We start from the raw sequence: 22,506 nt of genomic DNA, 5'->3' as shown, positions 1-22,506 counted from the left end.
CATTTTTTGAGGGGGGTGCACATATGGGCATTGTGGCCGGTTGCCAATCTGAGCGGTGAGCATGTCCAGTTGGGTGTCGTCGTTCCTGGTTCAGGCCCCCGCGGGACATGCTCGTTTTCCGCAGGTGGTCCGGGCTGCGCGGCAGGCCCCGGGGGACATGCTCACTTTTCACAGCTCCTCGCGGGCATGCGGCCCCGGGCTCGCGGGACATGCTCATCTTTGGGGGCAAGGGGCGAACACGGGGTCATTGTGTCCAGTGGCGGGCCCGAACGGAGGGCATGTCCACTTAGGGGGCCGGCCTCACGAGCCCTGGGTCCGCGGGCGCCGGGCTCCGCGGGCACCCGTGTTCCGCCCGGCGGCGGAGTGCCGGCCCGCCCGGGACATGCCCAGAGAATCCGCGATTCTGAGCCGTAGATCCGCCGCGAGTGCTTGACTCGCTTCCGGCCTTCCGCATATCCTGAACGAACGGTCGGTAATTATTTATCGGAAACGCATAGGAGCAACCATGGCATCGCAGACCCTGCAGTCAGTGCCCGCCGGGCCCACGCCCGCTCGCCACGAATCCGGGCAAGAAATGAGCCCCGAGGACGCGGCCCGCCGCGATGCCGAGGGCCAGGCGTACTTCGACAAGGTCATGGCTGAAGACTCCCGGATTGAGCCACGCGACTGGATGCCGCCGGCCTACCGCAAGACGCTGCTGCGCCAGGTCTCCCAGCACGCCCACTCGGAGATCATTGGGATGCAGCCCGAAGCCAACTGGATCTCCCGCGCCCCGAGCCTCAAGCGCAAGGCCATCCTGATGGCCAAGGTCCAGGATGAGGCCGGCCACGGCCTGTACCTCTACTCCGCCGCCGAAACCCTCGGCCAGCCGCGCGACCAGATGATGCAGGACCTGATGGACGGCAAGGCCAAGTACTCCTCGATCTTCAACTACCCGGCCCGGACGTGGGCGGACATGGGCGCCATCGGCTGGATGGTCGACGGCGCCGCTATCGCCAACCAGGTGCCGCTGTGCCGCGCCTCCTTCGGCCCGTACGGCCGCGCCATGGTCCGGGTCTGCAAGGAAGAATCCTTCCACCAGCGCCAGGGCTTCGAAATCCTGCTGGAGCTCTCGCACGGAACTCCGGAGCAGAAGCAGATGGCCCAGGACGCCGTCAACCGCTGGTACGCGCCGGCCCTGATGATGTTCGGCCCCCCGGATGACGATTCGCCCAACTCCAAGCAGTCGATGGCCTGGAACATCAAGCGTTTCAGCAACGACGAGCTCCGCAACCGCTTCGTCGGCATGATGATGGAACAGGTCAAGGTCCTGGGGCTCACCCTGCCGGACAAGGACATCCGCTTCAACGAGGAAACGAAGAAGTGGGAGCACGGGCCGCTGGACTGGGACGAATTCCACGAAGTCCTGGCCGGCCGCGGCCCTTGCAACGCCCAGCGCCTGGAACGGCGCCGCGAAGCCCACCAGAACGGCGCCTGGGTGCGTGAGGCCGCAGCGGCCTACGCGCAGAAGCAGGCCACGAAGCACGCAGAGAAGGAATTTGCAGCATGAGCCTCCCCACCGACACCCCAACCTCGCAAGCTCGGCCGGGGACCCCGGTCGTCGAGGCCCCCCACGGCAACCCGGAGTTCCCGGCCAGCACCGCAGACAGCGATTCCCGCTCCATCGACAAGGCCGAGGACCGGGCAGCTGAGAAGGCCCCGGCCCCGCTCACGGCAAGCTCCGGCGAACCGCACGCAGGTAACGTCTGGCCCATCTGGGAAGTCTTCGTCCGTTCGAGCCGCGGCCTTTCCCACGTCCACGCCGGGTCCCTGCACGCTCCGGATGCCGCCATGGCCCTGCGCAACGCCCGGGACCTTTACACCCGCCGCAACGAGGGCGTCTCCATCTGGGTGGTCCCGGCCGACGCCATCGCCTCGTCCGACCCCGACTCAAAGGGCGCGTTTTTCGAGTCGCCCCAGGGCAAGGATTACCGGCATGCGACCTACTACACCAAGAGCGAGGGCGTGAAGCACCTGTGAGCACCCCCGAAACAAACTCGCCGGCGAACACCGAAGTCAACGCGCACGACGCCGGCCACGGCGCCATCTCCGTCGGTGTCGCCGGGGCAGGAGCAGGCGGCGACGGCGCGGCCAGCGCCACCCGCATCACTCCCGGCAACGCCCTCCGCCCGGAGGACATCGCCCTGGCCGTCAGCCAGGGCACCGCCAAGCCGAGCGAAGACGCCGCGGAGTTGGCCTTGCGGCTCGGCGACGACGCCCTCATCCTCGCGCAGCGGCTCGGCCACTGGATTTCCCGGGCGCCGGAGCTTGAGGAGGACATCGCACTGGGCAACATTGCGCTGGACCAACTGGGCCACGCCCGGTCCTTCTTGAGCTACGCGGGCGGCCTCGATGGCCGGAGCGAGGACGATCTGGCGTACTTCCGCCGCGAACCCGAGTTCCGCTCCGTGCAGCTCTTCGAACAGCCCAACGGCGACTTCGCCGTGACCATCGCGCGCCAGTTCGTGGTCAGCTACTACCAGTTTGAGCTGTACCGCAGGCTGGCGGAATCCACCGACGCGACCCTGGCCGGCATCGCCGCCAAGGCGGTCAAAGAAGTGGATTACCACCGCGACCACAGCGCCCAGTGGGTGCTGCGCCTGGCGCTCGGCACGGACGAGTCCCGCGAGAAGATGATCCACGGCTTCAAGGTCATCTGGCCCTACGTCGACGAACTGTTCCGCGACGACGAGCTCACCGGCCGGCTCAGCGCAGCAGGTGTCGCCGTCGAGCCGTCCACCCTCCGGGTCGATTTCGACCGGCTGACCGGCGAGGTGCTGGCGGAGGCCGAACTGGACGTTCCGCAGGTCCAGCCCGCCCCGGGCGGCGGACGCCGGGGCCAGCACTCCGAGCACCTGGGCTACATCCTCGCCGAGATGCAGGTCCTGGCCCGTCAATTTCCCGGAGCGAGCTGGTAACCCATGCCGGAGATGTACCTCAGCCACCCCACCGCCGATGCGGGCGGAACGCAGCAGACGGCGGAACAGAAAGCCTGGGAGCTCGCGGCCACGGTCTGCGACCCGGAGATCCCCGTCCTCACCATCGAGGACCTCGGCATCCTGCGCGAGGTCCGGGTCACCAAGGAGCCAGGCGCCGACGACGGCATGGTGCCCGCGGTCCAGATCACCATCACGCCGACGTACTCCGGCTGCCCCGCCATGGACGCCATCCGCGATGACCTCACGACGGCGTTCGTTGCCCAGGGCTACCCGCGCGTCGACGTCAATCTGGTCCTGTCCCCGGCCTGGACCACTGACTGGATGAGCGAGGCCGGAAAGGCCAAGCTGGAGGAGTACGGGATCGCCCCGCCGTCGGGCCACTCCGCGGCCGTCCGCCACGCCGGCCCGGTCCGGCTCTCCCTCGCCGTCAAATGCCCGCAGTGTTCCTCGCTGCGCACCAAGGAACTCACCCGCTTCGGCTCCACCTCCTGCAAGGCGCTCTACGTCTGCCAGGACTGCAAGGAACCGTTCGACTATTTCAAAGTTTTGTAAGGAACAGGTGCTCCCATGACTGTTGTCCGCCAGACCGCCGCCGAAACGGCCGCCGCGACCGGCCGCCGTCGTGCGTCCTTCCACCCCTTGGCGGTGGACGAGGTGCGCCGCCTCACCGACGACGCGATCGAGGTCACCTTCGGTGTTCCCGCGGCGCTGGCGGGACAGTTCGACTACCTCCCGGGACAATACGTTGCCCTGCGCACCACCTTGCCGGACGAGAACGGCGAGCCCAAGGAAATCCGACGCAGCTACTCGATCTGCGCCGAACCCCGCAGCTTTGCCGATGGCAGCAGTGAAATCCGCGTCGCGATCAAGAAGGACCTGGGCGGCCTGTTCTCCACCTGGGCCAACGCCGAACTCAAGGCCGGCGACGTGCTGGACGTCATGAGCCCGATGGGGGCGTTCGTGTCCCGGCATGGACGGGACGGCGAGTCGGTCGAACAAAACCTGATGACCTCCATGAACGATCCGAAGGAGCTGGCGGCCGAGCCCGGCAACTTTGTCGCGATTGCCGCCGGTTCCGGGATCACCCCGGTGATCGCGATCGCCCGTACGCTGCTCGCCGCGCACCCGGAGACCCGCTTCGACCTGGTCTACGCGAACAAGGCCGCGATGGACGTCATGTTCCTCGAGGAACTCGCCGACCTGAAAGACAAATACCCGTCCCGGCTCGCGCTGCACCATGTGCTTTCCCGCGAACAGCGGATCGCCCCGCTGCTCAGCGGCCGGATCGACGCGGAGAAGCTGCAGGCGCTGCTGGGCACCGCGATCCACAGCGACGACGTCGACGAGTGGTTCCTCTGCGGCCCGTTCGAACTCGTCCAGCTGTGCCGGGATACCCTCGCCGCGCGCGGCGTGAAGCCGGAACATGTGCGCTTTGAACTGTTCACCTCCGGCAAGCCGGACCGCCCCGAGGGCAACATCGGCCGCCCGGTGATCGCGGACGAGTCCAAGGAGACCTACAAGATCACCTTCAAACTTGACGGCCTGCAGGGCGAGGTGGCCAGCCCGACCCACGCCCGGGAATCGATCCTCAACGCGGCCCTGCGGGTCCGCCCGGACGTGCCGTTCGCCTGCGCCGGCGGCGTCTGCGGCACCTGCCGCGCCAAGGTGGTTGCAGGATCGGTCACGATGGACGAGAACTACGCGCTGGAACAGGACGAACTGGACAAGGGCTACGTGCTGACCTGCCAGTCGCACCCCACCACGCCCGAAGTCAGCGTCGACTTCGACGTGTAAGTTTCTTCGCCGCCAGCCCGCACCAACCCCAAGGAGCCGCATGATTTCCCTGACCATCGCCGACTGCGTCGCCGAGATCGTCCTGGACGCACCGCAGAAACTGAACTCGCTCGATGAGCAGGCGCTGCGGGATTTGGCACAGGCGTACGACGACGCGGCGGACGCCGCGTCCCGGGGCGAGGTGCGCGCGCTGCTGCTACGCGGTGAGGGCCGCGCGTTCTGCGCCGGCCGGGACATCGCCGGCGTGACCCCGTCGAACGACGACGTCCAGGGGTACCTGGGTGGGCTGGTCCAGCCGCTGCTGCAGAAGATGAGCTCCTTCCCGGCACCCACGTTCGCTGCGGCACAGGGCGCCTGCCTCGGGGTGGGCCTGGGACTCCTGCTGGCCACCGACGTGGTGTACGTCGCCGACAGCGCGAAATTCGGTTCGCCGTTCGCCAAGCTGGGCGCCACCCTGGATTCCGGCGGCCACTGGTACTTCACCGAGCGGCTCGGGATGCACCGCACCCTCGACCTGATTTACACGGCGGAGCTGATGAGCGGCGCCGAGGCCGTGGCGCAGGGGCTGTTCAGCCGAGCGATGCCCGCAGAGGAGCTGCTGGGCAACACCCGGAGCATCGTTGCCAGAGTCGCCACCGGCGCCACCGAAGCCTTCAACGCCAGCAAGGACCTGGTGGCGCACCTGCGTGACCAGCGCCTCGGCCTCTGGGAATCCATGGCGGAGGAAAACGCCGAACAGGCCCGGCTCTGCAAGACCGAGGACTACGCCGAGGGCTTCCTGGCCTTCCAGGAGAAGCGCACGCCGGTTTTCAAGGGCTGAACGCACGTTCGGAGGGGCCCGGCGGGCCGCCCGGACAGGGCACTTCTCCTTACTGCCAGCCATTCTCATTTCCCGGGCCGGCAGAAGCGGCCCTCTAGGACCATTTCGACCGTGAACCCACCCTCGAGCGCGGGCTGGAGGGCAAAGACGATCTGGACCGGCTCGAGGCAGGTCAAATACGCCTCCAGCCTGGGACCGCCCCACTACCTCCGGTAGGGGACCCAAGGGGCTGGGGCAGGCGGTGCTGTGCGCCCGCCAGCACGTGGGGGACGAGCCCTTCGCAGTGCTTCTGGGCGATGACCTGATCGACGAACGCGATGAACTGCTCACCACCATGATGGAAGTACAGCAGGGGACCGGCGGCTCGGTGATCGCACTGATCGAGGTGGACCCGTCACAAATCAGCGTCTACCTCTGCGCGGACATCTCGCCGGTGCCGGACGAGGAGTACTTCAAGGTCAGCTGCCTGGTGGAAAAGCCCGCCCGGGGAGGCGCCGTCCAACGTGGGTGTGATCGGCCGGTACGTGCTGCACCAGGCCGTCGTCGGCGTCTTGGAAACACCGGACCCGGCCGCGGCGGGGAAACCCAGCTCACGGACGCCCTGCAGCTGCTCGCCGGGTCCGAGGTTGCGGGTGGCGGGGTCCACGGGGTCGTGTTCCGAGGCCGGTGCTACGACACGGGCGACAAACTCGGCTACCTCAAAGCCGTGTTTTCAATCGCCTCCGAACGCGTCGAGTTCGCCGAAGAACTCAAGGCTTGGCTGAAGGCCTTCGTCAACTGACCGGATTAGGTTCGAAGATGAGCGATGTTGTTCCGATACCACTCGACGGTTCCCTTTACTCCGTCACTCAAACTGATGCGTGCAGACCACCCGGTCCCGGCCAGCCTGGAGACATCTAGAAGCTTTTGGGGCGTACCGTCGGGCTTAGTTGTGTCCCAGGAAACTTGTCCGTCGTAACCTACAGCCTCCGCCACGATGGAGGACAGCTCCTTGACCGTGATATCGGATCCTGTCCCCACGTTCACCTGTGCCGCATTGTCGTAGTGCTCCAGCAGATGCAGGCAGGCCGACGCCATGTCGTCCACGTGGAGGAACTCACGCCGTGGGGAGCCCGTTCCCCAGTTGGTGACACCGACTGCTTTGGCCGTAGCGGCCTCGTCGAAGCGTCGGATCAGGGCAGGCAGAACGTGCGAGCCCTCCCGGGAAAAGTTGTCCCCCGGACCGTACAGGTTGCTAGGCATCGCTGAGATCCAGGGCAACGAATACTGGCGGCGGATAGCCTGAACATGCGTGATGCCAGCGATTTTCGCTATCGCGTAGGCGTCGTTGGTGGGCTCTAAGTGACCGGTCAGCAACGATTCCTCTCGAATGGGCTGCTCGGCAAATTTGGGGTAGATGCAGGACGAACCGAGAAACAGGAGCCGCTCGACGCCGTATTCGCGTGCCGCGTCCAGGACGTTCACTTGGATGCGCAGGTTGTCGCTGAGGAAATCGACCGGATAAGTGTCGTTGGCGAGGATGCCACCCACTTTGGCAGCGGCGAGAATTACGTAGCGTGGCTTGGTGGCGGCAAAGAAGTCGAAAACGTCGGTTCGGTTCTTTAGATCGAGTTCTTGCGACGTGCGGCCGATGAGATTGCCAAACCCTTCGTTCTCAAGATTCCGCCAGATAGCCGAACCTACAAGCCCCCGGTGGCCAGCTACATAGAACCGCTCTGAACGGTCCAGGGGCGCGGGCCGGAAGGAGGCCTCAGTCCCCATTAGCTATGCCAGCTCTCGAGGTCCACGCTGTCGATCCAGCTATCGCCGGCGTGTTTTAAAGCTTCGACGTCGGCGTCGACCATGATGCGGGCAAGTTCCGGCGTATGGACTGAGGCCTTCCAGCCAAGCTTTTCCAAGGCCTTGGAGGCGTCCCCGATCAGGGCGTCTACTTCCGTGGGCCGGAGGTAGCGTTCGTCGAACCGGACATGATCCTCCCAGTTCAGACCGGCGTGGTCGAAGGCGATCTGCAGGAAGTCGCGGACCGTGTAGCTGCCGCCGGTCGCCAGCACGAAATCCTCGGGCTCGTCGGCCTGAAGCATCCGCCACATGCCTTCGACATACTCCGCGGCATATCCCCAGTCTCGGACGGCATCCAAGTTTCCCATGTAGAGCAGGTCCTGCCTGCCGGCCTTGATGGCGGCCACGGCACGGGTGATCTTGCGGGTGACAAACGTTTCCCCGCGGCGGGGGGACTCGTGGTTGAAGAGGATGCCGTTGACCGCGAACATGCCGTAGGCCTCACGGTAGTTTTTGGTGATCCAGTAGCTGTAGACCTTCGCCGCACCGTACGGGGACCGCGGATAGAAGATAGTCTCCTCGCTCTGGGGAGGAGGTGTGGCACCGAACATCTCTGAAGAGGACGCCTGATAGAACTTCGTTTCTATTCCCGACATCCGCACAGCCTCAAGGAGGCGAACCGAGCCGACGCCGGTCGTGTCGGCCGTGTGCTCGGGCTCATCGAACGAGACCCGGACGTGGGACTGTGCTGCCAGGTTATAGACCTCGTCCGGCCTAATATGGGCCAGGAGAGTAACGAGCCGGGCCCCATCACTGAGGTCGCCGTAGTGGAGGAACAACCTGGCCCGGGGATCGTGCGGATCGACGTACAGGTGATCGACCCGAGCGGTGTTGAAGGTCGATGCGCGGCGGATCAGGCCGTGCACCTCGTAGCCCTTACTCAGAAGCAATTCTGCCAGGTACGAGCCGTCCTGCCCCGTGATGCCGGTGATAAGCGCGCGCTTGCTCATTTAGCCCCCCATAGATGCGAAAGAATAAGATGCACGGGCTTTAGGCCGCTCACCGGAATAAGGCTGTGGATGAAATCGTCGTATGCTGCCATTGCCGTGGCTTCTGAAAGAGTTAGCTGCCGGAACCTCAAGCCGTTTTCCCCGAGCTCTTGGGAGAAACTCTTATCGGTACCCAGCGCCTCGGCGGCCGCCACCAGCGCGGCCGGATTGCCCGCATCGACCCGGACTCCGGCTGCTGCGGCGGCGATCTCTTCGGCGGTGACGCTGCCGGGATCGGTCGCCGCCAGTACCGGAACGCCGGCGTTGAAGTAGGATGTGAGTTTGCTCGGCACCGACATTTCTTTCACGCCGGGCAGTTCGTTCACGAGGAGGACGTCGGCAGCAGTAAGCGCCATTTGGAATTCGGCGTCCGGAAGTGAATCGACGAAGGATATGTTCCGTAGCCCTTCGGCAGCCAGTTCCAGGGCCCGCCTACGGTTGCCGTCGCCCATCAGTATGAACCGCACCGGACTGTCACCTGCCTCTGCGAGCCGGGCAGCGGCGACGACATTTTCCAGTCCCTGCTTCATCCCCATGTTCCCGGCGTGCAGGACGATCGTCTCGCTGGCTTTCCAGCCCAGCTTTTCCCGAAGGTCTTGCTGTCCGGATGCCGGAGCCGGCGGGAGGTGGGTCCAGTTCCGGATCACACGGATATCCGGGCTGCAGACCTCCAAAGTGCCGGTGATGTAGGTGCGGAACCGCTCATGGATCGCCACCACGCCGTCCGCCCGGCGTAGGATCCCTGCTTCGAGACGTACCGCCAAACGGGCGAAGGGTCCTGTTGTCATATTAGTTTCCACAACGCCCCGGCTGTACAGGTCCTGAACCCAGATAAGGCACGGTACCCTCCGCGGGGCCAGCCTGGCTCGTGCAGCGGCAAGGCCCGTGGAGATGAGGGCAGGGCTGACCAGGATAATGACATCCGGCTTGTTCCAGCTGGCAGTAAGAACCCGAAGCCCAAAAGTCAATTCCAGGAGAATTCGCCGGAAACCGCGTGGCTTACCCGGAATGTAATGGCGGAGTCTCTTTACCTTGACGCCATCTACGTCCTCGATCATTTGCCAGCCGTCGTACCCCTGTTGACGATGCCACTCAGGGTAGTGAGGGAAGCCGGTGACGACACTGACCGAATGACCGGCAGCCGCGAGGTTTCGCGCTAAGTTCGTCGTGTATGGGGCATTCCCGGACCGCTCAGGGGCATAATTGAGCCCGATTATAGTTATCCTTGTCATTGAGACCGCCAACTACTGGTTATGAATTACCGCGGAGTGGCACTGGCGACGCCCTTCTCGACACCAATGCAATTGCGTGTTGCTGACGATCTTAGGAAGGGCCGGCGACGCCCGGCACGAGTACCTACTACTTGTTTTTCGGGTGCTTCCCACCCATCCGGCTGCATTTACTTCTGTCAGACGCCCGATTCGTTTTTAGATGCAAGAATGGTGCTCGATTGGCGATCCGACAGAGTTAGGGGCGGCATGGCAGCGCATGGACTGGGACAGCGGCAATGAGAATCGTTCATATCGTCACCTACGTGTCTGCAGACGGGGCTTTTGGCGGACCCATCGCCGTAGCTATTGCCCAGCTGACGGAGCTTGCCCGCCAGGGACACGACGTTGAGCTGCTGGCCGGCTGGGATGGCAAGGCGGTGCTGGAGGCTGAAGGAGTCAAGATCAGCCTGTTCGAGGCGCGCCGGCTGTGGCCGCGCGGATTTAGCGGCTTGTGGGCGCCCGGTCTGGCGCGGGCCGCCCGCACGCGTGCCCGAAGCGGCGCAGTGATTCACCTCCATCTCGCCCGCGACCTTGTCACGCTTTCAGCCGCGCGGGCAGTTTCCCGGTATGCCCGGCCAGTAGTCCAGACGCATGGCATGGTCATGCCGGACAACCGGCTTCAGGCCCGGCTTCTGGACTTTTTCCTGACCGGGGGAATTCTGCGGCACGCGCGTCGCGTGCTGGCATTGACCGAACGGGAACGGCGTGGCCTCCAGGAGGTTGCCGGCCGGCGCATTGCCGTGGAAAAGATCGCCAACGGGGTTTCCCTTCAATCGGCCCCGCAACTGGCGCGAAGGCCAAACGAGGTCCTGTTTCTGGCGAGGCTACATCCGAGAAAGCGAGTCATGAGCTTTGCCCAAATGAGCAAGATCCTGGTGGACCGGGGTGTTGCCCTTACCTGCGTGGTCGTAGGCCCTGACGAAGGCGATCTCCCGCTGCTCAGTGCCTTCATAAAGGAACATTCCCTCGAAAATGCGTTGATCTACGAAGGAGTTCTCCCGACTGGGCACGCTGTCCGTCGTCTCGCGCAGGCAGGCGTCTACGTGCTCCCCAGCACGGGAGAGGTTTTCCCTATGACCGTACTCGAATCCCTTGCATCGGGAACCCCCGTCGTCACTACTCGCGACTCGGGAATTGCCCCACAGTTGGCGTCGCTCAAGGCAGCTGAACTTACCGACGGCTCGCCCGAGGACTTAGCTGACGCCGTGGCGCGCATATTAAGTGGTCAGCAGCTGAGGGACAGTCTGGTGTCCAACGGGTATGTGGGGCTGTCGACAACGTTCAGCATCAACAGGGTTGCCGCTCAGCTGTCCGGGATTTACTCCGCGTGACCCTAGCAGGGCGGATGCCCTAGCGGGTGTCCAGGTCCTCGAAGACCAGGAATGTCTGGGTGTCCAGAACGCCGGGCATAGACTGCAGCTGGTCGAAGATCACCCGGCGCAGGTCGACGTTATCCACGGCGCGCACCAGCAGAATGACATCAAAATCCCCGCCCACCAGGGCGATGTGGTGCACCTCGGGGATGGCACGCAGCAGCTCCCGCAGTTCCCGCCAGGAATGCTGGCGCACCTTGAGCGTCACGTAGGCGGAGGACTTCAACCCCGCCTTGGCCGGGTCCACCAGGGCGGTGAATTTAGTCAGCACGCCCTCGCCGGTCAGCCTGGCAATCCGGGTATAGGCGTGCGCCCGGGAGATGTGGACGTTCTCGGCCACCTGGGTCACCGACATCCGTCCGTCCCGGACGAGCTCGGTGATGATGCTCCGGTCCACGCTGTCCAGCGGCACCGCCTGCTCGGCCCCTGACTCTGCCATTCGTCTACAACTCCCGGTGGTAATCCAGCTCACATTTACAATTTGTCTCCAAGACTAGGGCAATGCTGGCAAAACCTCCACGATATTCCGGCCCGGTGGATACGAAACCGCTCACCGTCTCATACTGGGAGCGAATAGTGGCTACCGAAGGACGGACCAATGACGATCTCCGCAGACCAGACCGGGCGGCAACCCGCGGGACCCGCCGCGTCCGGCGGCCCCGGCCTCCCGGCCGAAAACGCAGCCAGTGAGGCTGTGCGCAAGTTCGGCATCACCGTGGAGGACTACATGCTGCCGGCCCGGCACGCTATCCAGATCGTGGGCCCGGACGGCAGCCTGAACCCCCACACGGAGCAGGGCGCCCAGCCCGGCCACGAGTACAGCCTGCCCGGCGATGCGGAACTGCTCGCCGCCTACGAACAGCTCGTCGTCGGACGCCGGGTGAACGACCAGAACTCCGCCCTGGTACGGCAGGGTCGGATGGCCGTCTACCCCTCCAGCCACGGGCAGGAGGCCTGCCAGGTGGCCGCCGCACTTTGCCTGTCCGATGGCGACTGGTTGTTCCCCACCTACCGTGACTCGGTCGCCGTGATGGCACGGGGGGTCGACCCGGTCCAGACCATGACGCTGTTCCGCGGTGACTGGCACGGCGGCTACGACCCGGCCGTGCACCACGTCGGCATCCAGTGCACGCCGCTGACCACCCAGTTGCTCCACGCCGTCGGCGTCGCCCACGCCGCTAAGCTCCGTGGCGAGGACACCGTCGTTCTGGCCATGTGCGGGGACGGCGCCACCAGCGAAGGCGACTTCCACGAGGCGCTCAACTTCGCCGCCGTATTCCACCTCCCCGTGGTCTTCTTCGTCCAGAACAACCAATACGCCATCTCCGTCCCGCTGGCCCACCAGTCGGTCGCGCCGTCACTCGCGCACAAGGCGGTCGGCTACGGCATGGCCGGCGAGCGGGTGGACGGCAACGACGTCGTCGCGCTGCTCGCCGTGCTCGGACGGGCCGTCAAGCTGGCCCGCGAAGGCTCCGGCCCGCTGCTGGTCGAGGCCCACACTTACCGGATGCAGGCCCACACCAACGCCGACGATGCCACCCGCTACCGGCAGGACAGCGAAGTGGCCGAATGGGCCGCCAAGGATCCCCTCAGCCGGATCAAGACCTACCTCACCGAACGCGCCCTGCTCGACGACGGCGGTGCCGCCCGGATCGCCGAACATGCCGAGGCCGTGGCGACCCAGTTGCGTGAAGGACTGGGCGAGGACGTGCCCGTGGACCCCCAGGAGCTCTTCAAATACGTCTTCTCCACGCCGACCCCGCAACTGCAGGAACAGTCCGCCCTGCTCGCGGACGAACTGGCGCGCGACGCCGCATCCGCCACCACCTCCGAGGAGGCCTCCCGATGAGCCCCACCGCCACCACCTCCTCCAAGGCAAACGGCAACGTCAGCGCTGCCACGGCCCGGGCCGCTGCCCGGGCCGCAGTCGCCGCCGAGGCAGCCGGCCCGCAAACCGTCACGCTGGCCAAAGCGCTGAACACCGCACTCGCGGACGCCATGCACGCGGACGACTCGGTCCTGGTCTTCGGGGAGGACGTCGGCATGCTCGGCGGCGTCTTCCGGATCACCGACGGCCTCACCAGGACCTTCGGAACCAGCCGCTGCTTCGACACCCCGCTGGCCGAATCCGGGATCGTCGGCATGGCGGTCGGCATGGCCATGAACGGCATGCGCCCGGTCATCGAGATGCAGTTCGACGCCTTTGCCTACCCGGCGTTCGAACAGATCGTCAGCCACGTGGCCAAGATGCACAACCGGACCAAGGGCACCGTGAAGCTGCCCATCGTCATCCGTGTCCCGTACGCCGGCGGCATCGGCGGAGTGGAGCACCACTGCGACTCCTCCGAGGCCTACTATGCACACACCGCCGGCCTCAAGGTCTTCACCCCGGCAACCGTGGCCGACGGCTACCGCATGCTCCGCGAGGCCATCGACTCGGATGACCCCGTCATGTTCATGGAGCCGAAAAAGCTCTACTGGTCCAAGGACCAGGTGGACCTCGCCGCCCTGCGCGGCGAACATGCGGCAAACACCGAACGCGGCATCTCCTCCGAGGGCCGCGCCGCCGTCGCCCGGCCCGGCACCGACGCGACGCTGATCGCGTACGGCCCGTCGGTCCCGACGGCGCTCGCCGCGGCGGCGGCCGCCGCCGAGGAGGGCCGATCCCTGGAGGTGGTCGATATCCGCTCGATCGTGCCGTTCGACGATGAAACCGTCTGCGCCTCCGTCCGGAAGACCGGCCGGGCCGTGGTCATCGCCGAAGCGCACGGCTTCGCCTCCGTGGCCTCCGAGATCGTGGCCCGGGTCCAGGAGCGCTGCTTCCACCACCTCGCCGCGCCGATCCGCCGCGTCACCGGCTTCGATGTGCCCTACCCGGCGCCGAAACTTGAACACTATTACCTGCCCGGCGTGGACCGCATCCTCGACGCCGTCGACGACCTCCAATGGGAAGACTGACCATGAGCGAACCGAAAGTATTCCTCCTGCCGGACCTCGGCGAAGGCCTCACCGAAGCCGAACTGGTCAGCTGGCTCGTCGCCGTCGGCGATGAGATCCGGGTCGACCAGCCGATCGCCGAGGTGGAGACTGCGAAGTCCATGGTCGAGGTTCCTTCGCCGTACGCCGGGACCGTGGCCGTGCTGCACGGCGAGCCCGGCCAGACGCTCGACGTCGGGAAGCCGCTGATTTCCGTGACTCCGGTTGGGGCTTCCGTTGGGGCCGGCGCGGATGATGCCGCCCCCGCCCCTTCGCCGGACGGCATTGCTGCAAGCAGCATGCCGTCCGGCTCCGGAAGGCCCGATGCCACTCCCGGGGCGGCATCATCCGCGTCGGCCGGTGTCGCTGTTGACTCACCTGCCGCCGTTGATGGCTCGCCTGCTGCTGATTTGACGCCTGATTCGCCTGCCGCTGCTTCTGACTCGCCGGCTGCTGTTGCCGCTGAGGTTTATCGGGAGGAGGAGAAGGCTGGGTCCGGGAATGTGTTGATTGGGTATGGGACTCCGGGCGGGCATGGGGTGGCGCGGCGGAGTCGGGCTCCGAAGCGGGCTGCGGCGTCGGTGCAGGTTTCGGAGGAGGAGAAGGCTGCTGATGATCTTTTGCTGATGCGGACGCGGGTTCCGGGGAAGCTGGGGGCTGTGATTTCTCCGCTGGTCCGGCGGATGGCGCGGGACCATGGGGTGGATTTGGGGGAGCTGCAGGGGTCCGGGACCAGCGGGCTGATCATGCGGCGCGACGTCGAGGCCGCCATCCAGCCCACGCCGTCCGTTGAGCGCCCGGTGGCACCTGCTGCAGCCCCCATTGCGGCTCCGGCCCAGGCTGCCGGCACGGACGCACGGACAGGGCTGGGTATCTCCGCGCGGACCCCGGTGCGGGGTGTGCGCAAGGCCGTTGCCGCCAACATGAGCCGGAGCCGGTCCGAGATCCCCGAAGCCACCGTATGGGTGGACGTGGACGCCACGGCGCTCGTGGAACTGCGCGCCGCGCTGAAGAAATCCGATCCGCAGCACACCCCGGGACTGCTGGCGTTCATCGCCCGGTTTGTCACCGCAGGGCTCAGGAAATTCCCCGAACTGAACTCCCGGATCGTCACCACCGAGGACACCACCGGCGGCGCCAGCCAGGAGATCCTGGCCTTCGATGGGGTCAACCTCGGCTTCGCCGCCCAGACCGACCGCGGACTCGTCGTTCCCTCAGTGCGCAACGCGGACAAGCTCAGCGCCCGCGAACTCGACGCCGAGATCCGGCGGCTCACCGCCGTCGCCCGCGACGGCAAGGCAACGCCCGCCGAACTCGGGGGCGGCACCTTCACCTTGAACAACTACGGCGTCTTCGGCGTCGACGGGTCGGCCGCCATCATCAACCATCCGGAGGTGGGAATCCTCGGCGTCGGCCGCATCATCGACAAGCCGTGGGTGGTCAACGGGGAGCTGGCCGTCCGCAAGGTCACCGAGCTGACGCTCACCTTCGACCACCGCGTCTGCGACGGTGCAACCGCCGGAGGCTTCCTGCGCTACGTTGCCGACGCGATCGAAAACCCCGGCTCGGTGCTCGCGGATCTCTAGGGCCCGGTAGGTAGAATCGGGGACTGAACATCGCACCAACCATGCCGGCGCGGCGCCGGACTACGGAGATTTCATGTCACGATGGCTCGAGGTCGGCAAAGACAACTACGTGCTGACGACGCAAGGATCCCTGCTCAACACCGGACTGGTGGTGGGCGCCGAGCGGGCCATGGTGATCGATACCGGCGGCGGGCCACGGCAGGGCCGCGAAATCCTTGACGCCGTGCGGGAAAAGACCGCTTTGCCGCTGGTGGTGGTCAACACGCACGCCCACTACGATCACTTTTTCGGCAACGCGTTATTTGCCGACGACGGCGTGACCGAGTTCTGGGCGCACCGGAACTGCGCCGCGGGCATCGAGAAGGACGGCGACGCCCAACGCCACCTGGTCGCGGCCGCCGAACCGGAGATGGCAGCGGGCGCCGGCGGACCCGTGGACCTGGTGGTGCCGAACGCCCTGGTTGACGACCAGCCGGTACTGGTCGACCTTGGCGGCCAGACCGCGACGCTGTTTTACCTGGGCTGCGGGCACACCGACGGTGACCTGCTGGTCGGCACGGGGACCACGCTGTACGCAGGGGACCTCGTGGAGCAGGGGGCCCACCCGTCATTCGAGGATTCCTATCCGGAAGAATGGGCCGATGTGCTGCGGCACGTGTCCGCCTTGCGGCACCGCTATGAGTTCCTGATCCCGGGCCACGGGGCGCCGTGCAGCGACGAGTTCGTCAAGACGATGGCGAACACGATGAAGACCGCGGCGCGGCAGGCGGTCCAGGCCACCCGCGAAACGCCGAACGATGCCACCAAGGCAATCCCCATCCTGCCCTACGGGCCGGAACAGTCCCGCTGGTTCATCAAACGGCTCCAGGAAACCCACGGGCAGCGCTGATCCGGTCCAAAAGCCCGGCGGCGAAAGGTCGGCCACCGACTGCGCCTAGACTTGCACCTTGGAAGAAGTCAGATCAAGCGCCGCAGCGTGCTCCGCTGTGAGTACTGGGGGAGAAACCAAAAGATGCCCGAACCGGTGGAAGACAACTCAGCTGCCACTGAAAACTCAGGCCAGCCCGAACTCCGCCGTCGCCGCGACCTGCGTCGCGCAGACGGCCAGTCCCAGGCTGCCCGGACAGGAACCATGCCGGTTATCGACCCCCGCGCCGACCCCGCCGAAGCCCCGGCTTCAGCCGCCCGCCCCGCTCCCTTACGCAGCAGTTCCTGGGCCCAGGCTGCGGAAGCCGCCGACGAACGTCTGGGATACCCCGCTACCGGGGCCACTCCGGTGATCAGTCAGGTCCCGACCGCCCCGCAGCAGCCCTCCGCTCCGCAGCGGCCGTCCACCCCGCCGACGTCGGCCGCCCGGGCCGACGAAACGGCGCCGGCTTCGCCTGACCCCGGGTCCGCTTTGGCCGGCGAACCGCCTGCCACGGATGCCGGGCCCGGTCCGGTGCCCCCGCTGCCCACCCGCGCCGCCCGCTCGGCGAACCGGGCCGCGGCGCTCAACGCACCGGCCCCGGACTTCATCAGTTCCCCCGGCCTTTTCGTCCGGGAGCAGAAACCGCGCCCGGTCGGCGGCTTCCGGGGTGCGCTCTACAAGATGACCGGCGGCAGCCTGAACCTGGGCCCGAGCGCCCGGCAGCGCGAAGAAGACGAACTCGCGCGCCGGATCTCCCGGCAACTGCAAGGCAGCTACAACACCGCCGTGCTGAGCCTCAAAGGCGGCATCGGAAAGACCTCCACCACCGTCGGCGTCGGCCTGACCCTGGCCGAATACCGGGGCGACCCGCCCTGTGCCATCGACGCCAACCCGGACTCGGGTGACCTCGTCGAACGTGCCCTCGGCGAAGGGATCTACCAGCAACAGGCCCCGCGGACCATCAGCGACCTGCTCCGCAACGTCGAATCCATCGACTCCTTGACCGCCCTCGCCCGGTACATGCACCACGCCGGCCGCCTGCACCTGATCGCGGGTGAACAGGACCCGGAGGTCTCCGACTCGCTCACCGCGCAGGAGTATTTGCGGATCAGGAAACTGATCTCCGGGTACTACTCGGTGGCCCTGACGGACTGCGGCACCGGCGTCACCCACAATGCCATGAGCGGGATCCTGCAGTCCGCGGACAACCTCATTATCGCCGCCGGATACGCCGTCAGTGGCGCCAAGCGCGCCCGGAGCACCCTGCACTGGCTCGCCAGCCACGGCTACGAAGAGCTGGCGCGCAACGCCGTCGTGGTCATCACGGACAAGGACGAGGTGTCCTCACGCGTGGACAAGGATGCCATTGAGGACCACCTCGCCGGCATCTGCCGCCAACTGATCGCCGTCCCGCACGACCGCGGCGTCGCCGACGGCGACCTTGTCACCCTTGATGCGCTTCGGCCCGAAACGCGCCGGGCCTACCGCGAGATAGCCGCCGCAATCGTCGACGGCTACGTCTAGGGACTACATTTAGCCAATGAGCAACTACGCCGGTAACGACGCAGCCATCCAGTTGCAGGACCTGATCGTCGGCACCGAAAACGTCGAGGACTTTCTCGGGCGCCTCGCCGAATTCTCGGCGTCCACGCTGAGCCACTCCGTCGGCGCGGAGATCGAATGCGGCGTGACGCTCCAGCGGCGCAAGAAGACCATGACAGTGGCCGGCAGCAGCAGCAACGCGGTGATGCTCGACCGGATCGAGCAGAGCCTGGGCGATGGGCCCTGCATCGAGGCGCTCCGGACCAAAAGCGTCGTGCTCCTGGCCGACGTGGACAGCGATCCGCGCTGGCCTGAGTACCAGCGGCAGCTCGCCGCGAACGGCTGCCAGAGCACCCTCGGCGTGCCGCTGGAAATCGGGCCCGACTCGGCAGCTGCGCTGAACTTTTTTGCCTCCGGTACCAACGTCTTCAGCCCCGCGCTCGTTGCCGAGGCCGAAGGGTTCGCCGACCTCGCGGGGCGTGCCCTGCGCCTCGCCGTGAGAATCGGTAGCGCGCAGGCCCGGGCCGAGGACCTGCAGGCCGCGATGGAGCACCGCACCTCCATCGATTTGGCCTGCGGCGTGGTGATGGCGCAAAACCGGTGCTCGCAGGACGAAGCAATGCGCATCCTCACCAGGGTTTCCAGCAACCGCAACCAGAAGCTCCGCGATGTGGCCGGGGATGTCCTCCGGAACGTCACGGGCCAGGAAATCCGCACCCACTTCGACGGCTGACCCGCCCGCCCGACGGCCGCGGGGCCACGGCTCCTCCCGGCCCTAGGATAAAAGGGATGACCGCCACCGACTCCGCACCCTTCACCCTCCGCAGCATCGCCGTCCCGGCGTTCGGACCCGCCCTGCTCTTCAGCGTCGGGGAAGGGGCGATCCTGCCGGTCGTGGCGCTGTCCGCCCGGGAACTCGGCGCATCGGTGGCGCTTGCGGCCCTGGTCGTGATGCTGATCGGACTCGGGTCGTGGTTCTTCAACCTGCCGGCGTCGCTGATCACGCTGAAGTTCGGAGAGCGCTGGGCCATCGTCGGCGCGGCGGCGGCGAGCGCCCTTGCCCTCGCCGCCGCCGCACTCGCACCCCTGGTGCCGGGCGGACTCTGGCTGCTGGCCGTGGCGATGGTCGTCGTGGGCATGTCCGCCAGCGTCTTCAGCCTGGCCCGGCAGAAGTACCTGACCGAGGCCGTGCCGGTCATGCTGCGGGCACGGGCGCTCTCGACCCTCGGCGGGGTCAACAGGATCGGCATCTTCATCGGGCCCTTCCTCGGCGCCGCCGTCATGCAGTTCGGCGGCATCCCTGCAGCGTACTGGGCCGGCGCGGTGGGCATGGCAGCGGCCGCCGCCGTGTCCGTCACCATTCCAGACCTGGTGGCCGCTCCCGTCCCGGCAGACGGCGTCGCGACGGCGGATGCCACCCTGCGCAGCGTCGCCGTCTCCCACGCCGGGGTCTTCCTCAGCGTGGGCCTGGGCGTCCTGCTGCTCAGTGCCCTGCGCGCCTCACGCCAGGTCGTCATCCCGCTCTGGGCTGACCACCTGGGCCTGGATGCAACCCAGGCGTCCTTGATTTACGGCATCTCCGGGGCCATCGACATGCTGGTCTTCTATCCCGCCGGCAAATTGATGGACCGCAAGGGCCGGCTGTGGGTGGCGCTACCGTCCACGCTCATCATGGGCACCGCCATGCTGTTGATCCCGCTCAGTGCAGGGTTCACCGGACTGCTCCTTGCGTCCCTGCTGGTCGGGTTCGGCAACGGCATTAGCTCAGGGTTGAACATGACTCTCGGCGCCGACTTCTCTCCGGACAACGGCCGTGGCCAGTTCCTCGGCATCTGGCGGTTCATGGCCGATGCCGGTTCCACCGGCGGCCCGGTGCTGCTCTCCGTGGTGACCGCCGCGGCATCGCTGGGCGCAGGAGTGGGCGCCACGGGCATCATCGGCTTCGCCGCTGCCGGCGTCTTCGCCGTCACCATCCCGAGGCTCCGGCACCGCCGGAACTACTGAACCAGGGCGCCCGGAATAGCCCGGCGGCGCGCGGTGTGGCCGAAGAGCCAGATCCCGGCAACGGTGGCGAGGTAACCGGCAATGACGATCAGCGAGGTGCCCGCCCAGAAGTAGTTCGTGGTGCTGCCTTCCTGCCCCGGCCCGGGCGCGATCTTCAGCAGGGAGTAGGTGGCGACTGCGGCGGACCCGAGCCCGGCCACCACCGGGAGAACAACCCACACACCGGCGGATGCCCAGTGCCTGCTGTAGCCAGCCCAGACATTCCACCGCCGGCCGGTACGCATGATCAGCCAGCCCGCGGGCAGCGTAAACGCTCCGACCACCAAGAAGGCGGCCACGACGTCGGCCGGGCGGTGCCACTGGTTGATGAGTGTGGACACGCCGGTGGCCACGGCAAAGCTGCCGCCCAGGAAGCCGGCCAGCGGCCGCCAACGCGGCGACACCACCAGGAAGACCACCATCGCCGCCGAGGCCGCCATCGTGGTGTGGCCCGACGGGAGCGAATTAAGTTCCAGGGTTTCGATCCCGCGGAACGGCCGCACCGGGACCAGCTCCTTGATGACCTGGGTCGCCACGTTCGCCGCAGCGGCGGCCGAGACGGCAATGCCCGCCGCCGCCCAGCGGCGGCGCGCCAGCGCCACGACCACCACAACGACGGACGCGATCAGAACCGACAGGGCCGGCAGCCAGTCCAGCAGCTGGGTACTCGCCCTGCCGGCCGCCCCGTGGATTTCAATGGCCTCCACCAAGGCCGACTCATCGATGAACTGCCCGGTGGTGGTGCGCACAAAAAAGTAGTACGTGGCAGCCAGCCCGGCAGCGCAACAGAGCGTGCCGATCAGGAACAGGACGCCGGCGGCCGCTCCCGGCCATCCGGGACCGGGCTTCCGGCGGACCCCGGCAGCGTGCGCCCGGGGGCCCCGGCGGCGCACATCAGCCTCGGTCGGACCGCTGCTGCGTGGCTGCCGGAAACTCATCGTTCTAGGGTCCCATAGAAGACTGACAGCCGGCCGTGCTGCCGCTGACCGGAGCGGCTGTAGGACGCGTAGCGGCACTGCCCAAGACCAGTAGCGGCTACTCGTGTTCACCGGCGGGCCGGTCCATAGACTTCCAGAACCCGAGTGGCTTGCCCCGGGGGCCCTTGGGCGGGCCGCTGCAGACGAGTGTCCTAAAACAGGCGCTCACCCCCAGTCGACGCCGGCCCGTCCGAGGACTTGCTGCCGCGGTTCCGCCCCGGAAGCGGCCCGCGCCGCCCCGCGGGGAGCGCCGGGGAGCGCCGCCCGCAGGTAGAGTAACTCCATGCCTCCCCGCGCCGACACCCCGCCTGCCAGGGGCCTGAACCCCGGCGGGCTGGAAGAACTCCTGGACCTGGCGCGGGTGGTCAGCCTGCCGATGCGCGTGAAGTTCCGCGGCATCACCCAGCGTGAAGCCCTGTTGTTCCAGGGACCTCACGGCTGGGCTGAATTCGGCCCCTTCCCCGAGTACGGCGACGCCGAATCCTCCCGCTGGCTGGCCGCCGCCGTGGAGGCCGGCTGGCACGGTTTCCCGGCGGCCCGCCGGATCAGCATCCCGGTCAACGCCACCGTCCCCGCGGTCGAAGCCGGCCGCGTTCCGGAGATACTGGCCCGCTTCGGCCGGGTCGACGCCGTCAAGATCAAGGTGGCCGAGCCCGGCCAATCGCTCGACGCCGACGCCGCCCGGGTGGAAGCCGTCCGCGCCGCACTGCCGGACGCCGCAATCAGGGTCGACGCGAACGGCGGCTGGGACGTCCCGACGGCGGTCGCGGCGCTCACCCGGCTGGCCGGCGTCGGACTGGAATACGCCGAGCAGCCGGTGCCGGACATTGCCGGACTCGCCGAGGTACGCCGCCGGCTCCGTTCCGCCGGGGTGCCCGTGCCGATCGCCGCCGATGAAAGCGTCCGTAAGGAAGAGGACCCGCTGAAGGTTGCCCGCGCCGGGGCCGCCGACCTGATCGTCGTCAAGGCTGCCCCGCTCGGCGGTGTCCGGCGGGCCCTCAGCATCGTGGCGGAGGCAGGCCTGCCCGCCGTCGTCAGTTCCGCCCTGGACACCTCCGTGGGCATCCGGGCCGGGCTGGCGCTCGCCGCGGCCCTGCCCGAGCTGCCGTACGCCTGCGGGCTCGGGACCGTGTCACTGCTCGCTGCCGACATCACCCGGGACCCACTCGTGTCCGACGACGGTGCCATCCGGCTCCGCGATGTGGTGGCCGACCCGGAGCTGTTGGAGGAGTACGCCGCGCCGCCGGAACGCACTGATTGGTGGCTGGACCGGCTACGGCGCACCTACGCCGTGCTCGCATCAGCCACAGCTGCACCACCGGCCCCCTGAGTTAACCGGGACTTCACCGGCGGGACCGCTCCGCGTCGTTAGGCGCTGGCAGGGTGACGAAGACACTCACCCCTGCCT

20 protein-coding genes and 1 pseudogene are annotated in these 22,506 nt (G+C 67.0%); 16 read left to right on the top strand and 5 right to left on the bottom strand.

Annotation, left to right across the window (positions count from 1 at the left end):
- Window positions 1-505 precede the first annotated feature (505 nt).
- From paaA to AC3ANP_RS02045, 7 genes and pseudogenes are all read left to right on the top strand, one after another.
- Window positions 506-1,549 carry a 1,2-phenylacetyl-CoA epoxidase subunit PaaA gene (gene paaA / locus AC3ANP_RS02075; RefSeq protein WP_488331707.1) on the top strand — a complete coding sequence of 348 codons (1,044 nt, stop codon included), beginning with the start codon at window positions 506-508 and terminating at the stop codon, window positions 1,547-1,549.
- The gene (gene paaB / locus AC3ANP_RS02070; RefSeq protein WP_488331706.1) at window positions 1,546-2,019 is read left to right on the top strand and encodes a 1,2-phenylacetyl-CoA epoxidase subunit PaaB; all 474 of its coding nucleotides are present in this window, start codon (window positions 1,546-1,548) and stop codon (window positions 2,017-2,019) included. The genes paaA and paaB overlap by 4 nt, the downstream gene beginning before the upstream one ends.
- Window positions 2,016-2,957, top strand: coding sequence for a 1,2-phenylacetyl-CoA epoxidase subunit PaaC (paaC, locus tag AC3ANP_RS02065; RefSeq protein ID WP_488331705.1), 942 nt, complete (start codon window positions 2,016-2,018; stop codon window positions 2,955-2,957). The genes paaB and paaC overlap by 4 nt, the downstream gene beginning before the upstream one ends.
- Before the next feature lie 3 nt (window positions 2,958-2,960).
- The gene (gene paaD, locus AC3ANP_RS02060; RefSeq protein WP_488331704.1) at window positions 2,961-3,530 is read left to right on the top strand and encodes a 1,2-phenylacetyl-CoA epoxidase subunit PaaD; all 570 of its coding nucleotides are present in this window, start codon (window positions 2,961-2,963) and stop codon (window positions 3,528-3,530) included.
- Between the two features lie 15 nt (window positions 3,531-3,545).
- Window positions 3,546-4,772, top strand: a complete 1,227-nt coding sequence (gene paaE, locus AC3ANP_RS02055; RefSeq protein ID WP_488331703.1) for a 1,2-phenylacetyl-CoA epoxidase subunit PaaE — start codon at window positions 3,546-3,548, stop codon at window positions 4,770-4,772.
- 40 nt (window positions 4,773-4,812) lie between these two features.
- Window positions 4,813-5,592 carry an enoyl-CoA hydratase/isomerase family protein gene (locus AC3ANP_RS02050; protein ID WP_488331702.1) on the top strand — a complete coding sequence of 260 codons (780 nt, stop codon included), beginning with the start codon at window positions 4,813-4,815 and terminating at the stop codon, window positions 5,590-5,592.
- 98 nt (window positions 5,593-5,690) lie between these two features.
- Window positions 5,691-6,373 (top strand): annotated as a pseudogene (locus AC3ANP_RS02045) (UTP--glucose-1-phosphate uridylyltransferase); the annotation flags it as partial.
- A 5-nt stretch (window positions 6,374-6,378) separates the two neighbouring features.
- On the opposite strand, the gene AC3ANP_RS02040 reads toward AC3ANP_RS02045, so the two are convergent.
- From AC3ANP_RS02040 to AC3ANP_RS02030, 3 genes are read right to left on the bottom strand one after another with little or no spacing between them, the layout of a single operon-like run.
- The gene (locus tag AC3ANP_RS02040; protein ID WP_488331701.1) at window positions 6,379-7,353 is read right to left on the bottom strand and encodes a GDP-L-fucose synthase family protein; all 975 of its coding nucleotides are present in this window, start codon (window positions 7,351-7,353) and stop codon (window positions 6,379-6,381) included.
- Complete coding sequence (gmd, locus tag AC3ANP_RS02035) at window positions 7,353-8,381, bottom strand: GDP-mannose 4,6-dehydratase (RefSeq protein WP_488331700.1); 1,029 nt, start codon at window positions 8,379-8,381, stop codon at window positions 7,353-7,355. Before gmd ends, AC3ANP_RS02040 begins: the two co-directional genes overlap by 1 nt.
- Window positions 8,378-9,652: a glycosyltransferase family 4 protein gene (locus AC3ANP_RS02030; protein ID WP_488331699.1), complete on the bottom strand. Its 1,275-nt coding sequence runs from the start codon at window positions 9,650-9,652 to the stop codon at window positions 8,378-8,380. Before AC3ANP_RS02030 ends, gmd begins: the two co-directional genes overlap by 4 nt.
- A gap of 275 nt (window positions 9,653-9,927) precedes the next feature.
- Here AC3ANP_RS02030 and AC3ANP_RS02025 point away from each other — a divergent pair, with 275 nt between their 5' ends.
- Window positions 9,928-11,022 (top strand): glycosyltransferase, encoded by a 1,095-nt coding sequence (locus AC3ANP_RS02025; RefSeq protein WP_488331698.1) that lies wholly within the window; start codon window positions 9,928-9,930, stop codon window positions 11,020-11,022.
- Window positions 11,023-11,041: 19 nt separating this feature from the next.
- Here AC3ANP_RS02025 and AC3ANP_RS02020 read toward each other — a convergent pair whose 3' ends face one another.
- Window positions 11,042-11,503: an Lrp/AsnC family transcriptional regulator gene (locus AC3ANP_RS02020; RefSeq protein ID WP_488331697.1), complete on the bottom strand. Its 462-nt coding sequence runs from the start codon at window positions 11,501-11,503 to the stop codon at window positions 11,042-11,044.
- Between the two features lie 159 nt (window positions 11,504-11,662).
- Between AC3ANP_RS02020 and pdhA the strand changes: the two genes are divergently transcribed.
- The 7 genes from pdhA (at window position 11,663) to AC3ANP_RS01985 (ending at window position 20,082) form a co-directional block, all read left to right on the top strand.
- Window positions 11,663-12,913: a pyruvate dehydrogenase (acetyl-transferring) E1 component subunit alpha gene (pdhA, locus tag AC3ANP_RS02015; protein ID WP_488331696.1), complete on the top strand. Its 1,251-nt coding sequence runs from the start codon at window positions 11,663-11,665 to the stop codon at window positions 12,911-12,913.
- Window positions 12,910-14,022 carry an alpha-ketoacid dehydrogenase subunit beta gene (locus tag AC3ANP_RS02010; RefSeq protein WP_488331695.1) on the top strand — a complete coding sequence of 371 codons (1,113 nt, stop codon included), beginning with the start codon at window positions 12,910-12,912 and terminating at the stop codon, window positions 14,020-14,022. The genes pdhA and AC3ANP_RS02010 overlap by 4 nt, the downstream gene beginning before the upstream one ends.
- A gap of 2 nt (window positions 14,023-14,024) precedes the next feature.
- Entirely contained in the window at window positions 14,025-15,626 is a 1,602-nt protein-coding gene (locus AC3ANP_RS02005) for a dihydrolipoamide acetyltransferase family protein (protein ID WP_488331694.1), read from the top strand.
- Between the two features lie 73 nt (window positions 15,627-15,699).
- The gene (locus tag AC3ANP_RS02000) at window positions 15,700-16,515 is read left to right on the top strand and encodes an MBL fold metallo-hydrolase (RefSeq protein WP_488331693.1); all 816 of its coding nucleotides are present in this window, start codon (window positions 15,700-15,702) and stop codon (window positions 16,513-16,515) included.
- A gap of 123 nt (window positions 16,516-16,638) precedes the next feature.
- A complete protein-coding gene (locus AC3ANP_RS01995) occupies window positions 16,639-18,060 on the top strand; it encodes a MinD/ParA family ATP-binding protein (protein ID WP_488331692.1) in 1,422 nt (473 codons plus the stop codon).
- Between the two features lie 16 nt (window positions 18,061-18,076).
- On the top strand, window positions 18,077-18,811 hold the full coding sequence (locus tag AC3ANP_RS01990; protein WP_488331691.1) for a GAF and ANTAR domain-containing protein: 735 nt from the start codon (window positions 18,077-18,079) through the stop codon (window positions 18,809-18,811).
- A gap of 56 nt (window positions 18,812-18,867) precedes the next feature.
- Window positions 18,868-20,082, top strand: coding sequence for an MFS transporter (locus AC3ANP_RS01985; RefSeq protein WP_488331690.1), 1,215 nt, complete (start codon window positions 18,868-18,870; stop codon window positions 20,080-20,082).
- Here AC3ANP_RS01985 and AC3ANP_RS01980 read toward each other — a convergent pair.
- Window positions 20,076-21,059, bottom strand: a complete 984-nt coding sequence (locus AC3ANP_RS01980) for a phosphatase PAP2 family protein (protein ID WP_488331689.1) — start codon at window positions 21,057-21,059, stop codon at window positions 20,076-20,078. The genes AC3ANP_RS01985 and AC3ANP_RS01980 overlap by 7 nt on opposite strands.
- Before the next feature lie 322 nt (window positions 21,060-21,381).
- Here AC3ANP_RS01980 and AC3ANP_RS01975 point away from each other — a divergent pair, with 322 nt between their 5' ends.
- Window positions 21,382-22,428, top strand: coding sequence for an o-succinylbenzoate synthase (locus AC3ANP_RS01975; RefSeq protein ID WP_488331688.1), 1,047 nt, complete (start codon window positions 21,382-21,384; stop codon window positions 22,426-22,428).
- Window positions 22,429-22,506 lie beyond the last annotated feature (78 nt).

The organism is Arthrobacter sp. JB02-1C (assembly GCF_057748045.1).
Note: the sequence above shows the minus strand (reverse complement) of the source record. Positions and strands in the feature narration are given on the sequence as shown.

What these genes read in the sequence shown, in the direction of transcription:
- paaB (WP_488331706.1), top strand. Translation starts at nt 1,546, where the DNA reads ATGAGCCTCCCCACCGACACCCCAACCTCGCAAGCTCGGCCGGGGACC.
- AC3ANP_RS01995 (WP_488331692.1), top strand. Translation starts at nt 16,639, where the DNA reads ATGCCCGAACCGGTGGAAGACAACTCAGCTGCCACTGAAAACTCAGGC.
- AC3ANP_RS02030 (WP_488331699.1), bottom strand. Translation starts at nt 9,652, where the DNA reads ATGACAAGGATAACTATAATCGGGCTCAATTATGCCCCTGAGCGGTCC.
- AC3ANP_RS01990 (WP_488331691.1), top strand. Translation starts at nt 18,077, where the DNA reads ATGAGCAACTACGCCGGTAACGACGCAGCCATCCAGTTGCAGGACCTG.
- paaE (WP_488331703.1), top strand. Translation starts at nt 3,546, where the DNA reads ATGACTGTTGTCCGCCAGACCGCCGCCGAAACGGCCGCCGCGACCGGC.
- paaA (WP_488331707.1), top strand. Translation starts at nt 506, where the DNA reads ATGGCATCGCAGACCCTGCAGTCAGTGCCCGCCGGGCCCACGCCCGCT.
- gmd (WP_488331700.1), bottom strand. Translation starts at nt 8,381, where the DNA reads ATGAGCAAGCGCGCGCTTATCACCGGCATCACGGGGCAGGACGGCTCG.
- AC3ANP_RS01975 (WP_488331688.1), top strand. Translation starts at nt 21,382, where the DNA reads ATGCCTCCCCGCGCCGACACCCCGCCTGCCAGGGGCCTGAACCCCGGC.
- AC3ANP_RS01985 (WP_488331690.1), top strand. Translation starts at nt 18,868, where the DNA reads ATGACCGCCACCGACTCCGCACCCTTCACCCTCCGCAGCATCGCCGTC.
- pdhA (WP_488331696.1), top strand. Translation starts at nt 11,663, where the DNA reads ATGACGATCTCCGCAGACCAGACCGGGCGGCAACCCGCGGGACCCGCC.
- AC3ANP_RS02040 (WP_488331701.1), bottom strand. Translation starts at nt 7,353, where the DNA reads ATGGGGACTGAGGCCTCCTTCCGGCCCGCGCCCCTGGACCGTTCAGAG.
- AC3ANP_RS02025 (WP_488331698.1), top strand. Translation starts at nt 9,928, where the DNA reads ATGAGAATCGTTCATATCGTCACCTACGTGTCTGCAGACGGGGCTTTT.
- AC3ANP_RS02020 (WP_488331697.1), bottom strand. Translation starts at nt 11,503, where the DNA reads ATGGCAGAGTCAGGGGCCGAGCAGGCGGTGCCGCTGGACAGCGTGGAC.
- AC3ANP_RS02010 (WP_488331695.1), top strand. Translation starts at nt 12,910, where the DNA reads ATGAGCCCCACCGCCACCACCTCCTCCAAGGCAAACGGCAACGTCAGC.
- AC3ANP_RS02000 (WP_488331693.1), top strand. Translation starts at nt 15,700, where the DNA reads ATGTCACGATGGCTCGAGGTCGGCAAAGACAACTACGTGCTGACGACG.
- AC3ANP_RS02050 (WP_488331702.1), top strand. Translation starts at nt 4,813, where the DNA reads ATGATTTCCCTGACCATCGCCGACTGCGTCGCCGAGATCGTCCTGGAC.
- AC3ANP_RS01980 (WP_488331689.1), bottom strand. Translation starts at nt 21,059, where the DNA reads ATGAGTTTCCGGCAGCCACGCAGCAGCGGTCCGACCGAGGCTGATGTG.
- paaD (WP_488331704.1), top strand. Translation starts at nt 2,961, where the DNA reads ATGCCGGAGATGTACCTCAGCCACCCCACCGCCGATGCGGGCGGAACG.
- AC3ANP_RS02005 (WP_488331694.1), top strand. Translation starts at nt 14,025, where the DNA reads ATGAGCGAACCGAAAGTATTCCTCCTGCCGGACCTCGGCGAAGGCCTC.